Source organism: Romboutsia sp. (assembly GCF_035470145.1).
Taxonomy (GTDB): domain Bacteria; phylum Bacillota; class Clostridia; order Peptostreptococcales; family Peptostreptococcaceae; genus Romboutsia_D.
On sequence record NZ_DATIRC010000063.1, the window covers coordinates 1 to 4,790 of the forward strand.

General features: G+C 29.0%; 5 protein-coding genes and 1 pseudogene. 2 read left to right on the top strand and 4 right to left on the bottom strand.

The features are described 5' to 3' along the window. Nucleotides 1–77, bottom strand: a pseudogene (locus tag VLM92_RS17310) (Cro/Cl family transcriptional regulator); the annotation flags it as partial. Nucleotides 78–643: 566 nt separating this feature from the next. Here VLM92_RS17310 and VLM92_RS02180 point away from each other — a divergent pair. Further along, the gene (locus VLM92_RS02180) at nucleotides 644–1,483 is read left to right on the top strand and encodes a CvfB family protein (RefSeq protein WP_325274714.1); all 840 of its coding nucleotides are present in this window, start codon (nucleotides 644–646) and stop codon (nucleotides 1,481–1,483) included. 112 nt (nucleotides 1,484–1,595) lie between these two features. On the opposite strand, the gene VLM92_RS02185 is transcribed toward VLM92_RS02180, so the two are convergent. The 3 genes from VLM92_RS02185 to VLM92_RS02195 are packed head-to-tail and all read right to left on the bottom strand — an operon-like array spanning nucleotide 1,596 to nucleotide 4,194. After that, nucleotides 1,596–2,774 (bottom strand): NAD(P)-dependent malic enzyme, encoded by a 1,179-nt coding sequence (locus tag VLM92_RS02185; protein WP_325274715.1) that lies wholly within the window; start codon nucleotides 2,772–2,774, stop codon nucleotides 1,596–1,598. 23 nt (nucleotides 2,775–2,797) lie between these two features. Next, nucleotides 2,798–3,343: a Fe-S-containing hydro-lyase gene (locus VLM92_RS02190; protein ID WP_325274716.1), complete on the bottom strand. Its 546-nt coding sequence runs from the start codon at nucleotides 3,341–3,343 to the stop codon at nucleotides 2,798–2,800. Between the two features lie 11 nt (nucleotides 3,344–3,354). Further along, on the bottom strand, nucleotides 3,355–4,194 hold the full coding sequence (locus tag VLM92_RS02195; RefSeq protein WP_325274717.1) for a fumarate hydratase: 840 nt from the start codon (nucleotides 4,192–4,194) through the stop codon (nucleotides 3,355–3,357). Between the two features lie 281 nt (nucleotides 4,195–4,475). On the opposite strand from VLM92_RS02195, the gene VLM92_RS02200 reads away from it, so the two are divergent. Continuing rightward, nucleotides 4,476–4,679, top strand: coding sequence for a DUF378 domain-containing protein (locus VLM92_RS02200; RefSeq protein WP_325274718.1), 204 nt, complete (start codon nucleotides 4,476–4,478; stop codon nucleotides 4,677–4,679). Nucleotides 4,680–4,790: the final 111 nt, after the last annotated feature.

Below are 4,790 nucleotides of genomic sequence, written 5' to 3' on the forward strand. Positions count from 1 at the left end.
TCACATCTATTTGCTAATTCTTCTTGAGTCAGTTGTTTTTCTATCCTCATTCTTTTTATTTTTTCACCAATGTCCATAGTCCCACCTCCTGCTCATTTATTATTGTAACTAAACATGATGTTTAAAATATATAAACATCAAAATTTATTATATAAAAATTCACGTTATAATTCAATAGTTTTTAATTTTTTTATTTTTTTATTCAAACTCATGAATATAGTATTTTACACACTTTATTCAAGTTATTTAATTAAATGTGTTTATATTAATATTCATAAAGTTTAGTATATCTAATTTATATAATTTAATTTTAAAAATTTAATTTTAATCCTTTATATACTCTCTTAAGATTGCTTCATTTGATTATATTTACCAATTCAACCCTAACTATCAAATGATTATATTTTCATCTTTACATTTAATAAGTTTATATTTTTATGTAATATAAAACTAACATCCATAATTTGAGATGTTAGTTTTTCATTATTTATTATCATATAGCAATCACATCTTATTTTTATACTTATTTTCAATAATTTAATAGTATTCTGTGCAAAATATTTGTATATAATATATTTCTCACATATGGTATTATATTAAATTATAACTATTAACAATAATTAGAATTAAGGAGATGCAAAATTTGATAAAAATAGGTGATTTTAATAAACTTGAAGTAAAAAGAAAAACTGATTTCGGATATTTCTTAGATGCAAAAACAGGCAACACTAAAGATGATGTATTACTTCACAATAGACTACTTAATAAAAATAAAATTGAAGTTGGAGATACAGTAGATGCTTTTATATACAAAGATTCTGAAGGTAGACCTTCTGCAACTTTAATACCTCCTAAAGCTAAGGTAAATGAAGTAGCGTACTTAAAGGTTGTTGCTCATACTAAAATAGGTAGCTTCATAGATATAGGGCTTCAAAAAGATATATTAGTTCCTTTCAAATCTAAAACTTATGAACTAGAAAAAGGCTCTAGATACTTATTCTATATATATTTAGATAAAACAGGTAGATTAGCAGCTACAACTGATATAGATGGGTATCTTACTACTGACCATAGCTATAATATCGGTGATAATGTTACAGGTATAGTTTACGGATTCCAAACTAATAATTCAGCAATGGTATGCGTTGATAATAAGTATGCAGGAGTTATACTTCATAACGAATACTTTACAGAATTAAAAATAGGTGACGAACTAAGTTTAAACGTTATAAAAATATATGAAGATGGTAAACTAGGTCTTTCTCCTAGACAAAATAGAAAAGATGAACTAGATTCTCTTGAAAATAAAATTATGAGTTATCTTGAAGGTGCTGATGGTAATATGAGATTTAACGATAAGACTTCTCCAGAAGAAATATCTACAGTCTTTAATACTAGTAAAAAGAACTTCAAGCGTGCCCTTGGTGTTTTAATGAAAAAAGGATTAATTACTCAAAATGAAAACGGAACTTCTTTAAAATAGTCAGCATAAAGAGATGTGATTTCACATCTCTTTTTATGTTAGCAAAAACTACTTAAATTCATATTAAAAGACTAGCCACTTTAATAAAGTTGCTAGTCTTTTGTTTTAAACATTATATTCTATTGACTTTAGTCTTGATAGCCGCTTCTTTTACAGCATTAGCTACGTTTTCTACTACATCCTTATTAAATACATCTGGTATTATATAGTCTGCAGAAATTTCTTCATTTCCTATTGTATTTGCTATTGCATATGCAGCTGCAATCTTCATTTCTTCATTTATTTCTTTTGCTCTAACATCTAATGCCCCTCTAAATATCCCAGGGAATGCTAAAACATTATTTACTTGATTAGGAAAATCTGAACGTCCTGTTCCAACTACAAGCGCTCCACCAGCTTTGGCTTCATCTGGCATTATTTCTGGAGTTGGATTGGCCATTGCTAATACAATAGAATCTGTAGCCATAGTTTCAACCATCTTTTTTGTTAACATATTAGGTCCAGATACTCCTATAAACACATCTTTGCCTTTTATAACCTCTTTTAATGTACCTTTTTCATTTCTTATATTAGTTATATCAATCATTTCTCTTTGTGCCCAGTTTAAATCGTCCATATCTTCACTAAGAGCACCTTGTTTATTACAGAATATTACATTCTTAACCTTCATACTTAATAGTATTTTTCCTATCGCCATACCTGCAGCTCCTGGTCCATTTATTACGACCTCTAAATCTTCCATTCTTTTCTTAGTCAACTTTACATAGTTAATTATTGCAGAAGCAACTACTATAGCTGTTCCGTGTTGGTCATCATGGAATACTGGTATATCTAACTCTTGCTTTAATCTATCTTCTATCTCAAAACATCTTGGAGAGCTTATATCTTCTAAATTTATTCCTCCAAATACAGGTTCCATTAATTTAACAGTATTAACTATTTCATCTACATCATTAGTTTTTAAGCATATTGGAAATGCATCTACATCTGCAAATTGCTTAAATAATATAGCTTTGCCTTCCATAACTGGTATAGATGCATCTGCTCCTATATTACCTAATCCAAGAACAGCACTACCATCACTAACTACTGCAACCATATTTCCTTTAGATGTATATTTATATGTGTTTTCTTTATTCTCATGTATTTCTCTGCAAGGTTGTGCAACTCCTGGTGTATATGCTATAGATAAATCATCTCTATTTTCTACTTTAACCTTACTCTCTACACTTATTTTCCCTTTGTTCTCTTCATGCATTTGAAGTGCTAGTTGTGAATAATCTTTAGACATTTTTAACCTCCATAGCCTACGCTCTACTTTGCATAAGCTTCTCTTCCTTTTTCATATATATTATTTCCATAGCTATCTATCGCTACAATTAACTGTAAATCTTTTACTTCTAACTTTCTTATTGCTTCTGCACCTAAATCATCATATGCAATAATTTCACAAGCCCTTATTGAGTTCGAAATATATGCGCCTGCACCACCAATAGCTGCAAGGTATACTGCTCCATGTTTTTGCATTGCCTGTATTACTTTTTCATCTCTTTTTCCTTTACCTATCATAATTCTAAGACCACGCTCTAGCAAAGGAATGGTTAAATCATCCATTCTATAACTTGTTGTAGGACCTGCTGATCCTATTATATCACCTGGTTTGCCAGGTGTTGGACCTACATAATATATAGCTTGATCGGCTATATTAAATGGAAGTTCTTCACTATTATTTATACACTCTATTAATCTTTTGTGTGCAGCATCTCTAGCTGTATAAATCGTCCCGCTTAATGTGATTACATCTCCACATTCTAATTTTCTTGCTTTATCTTCACTAAGTGGCATTTGTATATTTATCATTTCTATCCCCCCTATATCATAGCTTTTTTATGTCTTGATGCATGGCAATTTATATTAACCACAACTGGTAGACCGGCTATGTGCGTAGGAAATGTTTCTACATGTACTGAAAGTGCTGTGGTATTACCTCCTAAACCTTGAGGTCCTATACCTAATTTATTTATCTCAGTTAATAATTCTTTTTCTAAATTTGCTATATTTACATCATCATTATAACTACCTATATTTCTAAACAAAGCTTTTTTAGCTATTTGAGCACATTTATCAACTGTACCTCCTATACCAACTCCAACTACTATTGGAGGACATGGGTTTGGCCCAGCCTCTGACACTGTCTCTATTATAAATTTTTTTATTCCATCTATCCCATCTGACGGTTTAAGCATTTTTAATTTGCTCATATTCTCACTACCAAATCCTTTTGGTGCAAACTCTATAACAATTTTATCACCTTTTACTATTTCATAGTGAATAATTGCAGGAGTGTTATCTTTTGTATTCAATCTAGTTATTGGATCTACAACAGATTTTCTTAAATATCCTTCTTCATATCCTTGTCTAACACCTTCATTTATAGCATCTTCTATGGTATCACCTTCTACAATAACACCTTGACCTAATTTTACGAAAAACACAGCCATTCCAGTATCTTGACATATAGGTATATTCTTTTCTTTTGCTATCTTTGTATTTTCCAATAATGTATTTAATATATTTTTACCTAATGGACTTTCTTCAATCTCTAGACTTTTATTTATTGTATTTACTACATCTTCACCTAAATAAATATTAGCTTCAATACATATTTTTTTTACTTTTTCTGTTATTTCATGAGATTTTATTATCCTCACTCGAACATCTCCCATCTTTTAACTTTTAATATTCGTTTTTATACTTAAACTTTATCATTTTTTCTGTTTTTTAACAAGAGTTTAATGTTTTTACCTACATTTTTAATTCATACTATTTTTATAAAATAAATTATTTATATTTTAAATAATTTATTAAACAATATTAATTTACCATAGTTTAATTATGCGATTTAAATTTACAATATATTCAAATATAGTATAAAAAACCTTTATATGTTAATTATAGTATATAATCAAATAATTTAATGGAGGATGGAAAAATGGACTTAATTTATAATATAGCTTTTATTCTTGTACTTATCGGTGCGCTTAACTGGGGGCTAGTAGGTTTAATACAATTTGATTTAGTTGCAGCTTTACTTGCTGGAGGCGGAAATTTTGGTAATATAAGTACTATTAGTAGAATAGTTTATGGGTTAGTTGGACTTTCCGCTTTATATGTAGCAACAGAATTTTTCATTTAGATTCTGTAATTGAAAATTCTAATATATAAAAAAGGAGGATTTCACTAATCCTCCTTTTTAGTGCTATTTTATAATATCTTCGAATTTAGCATTTGCTATGCTTTGTAAGTC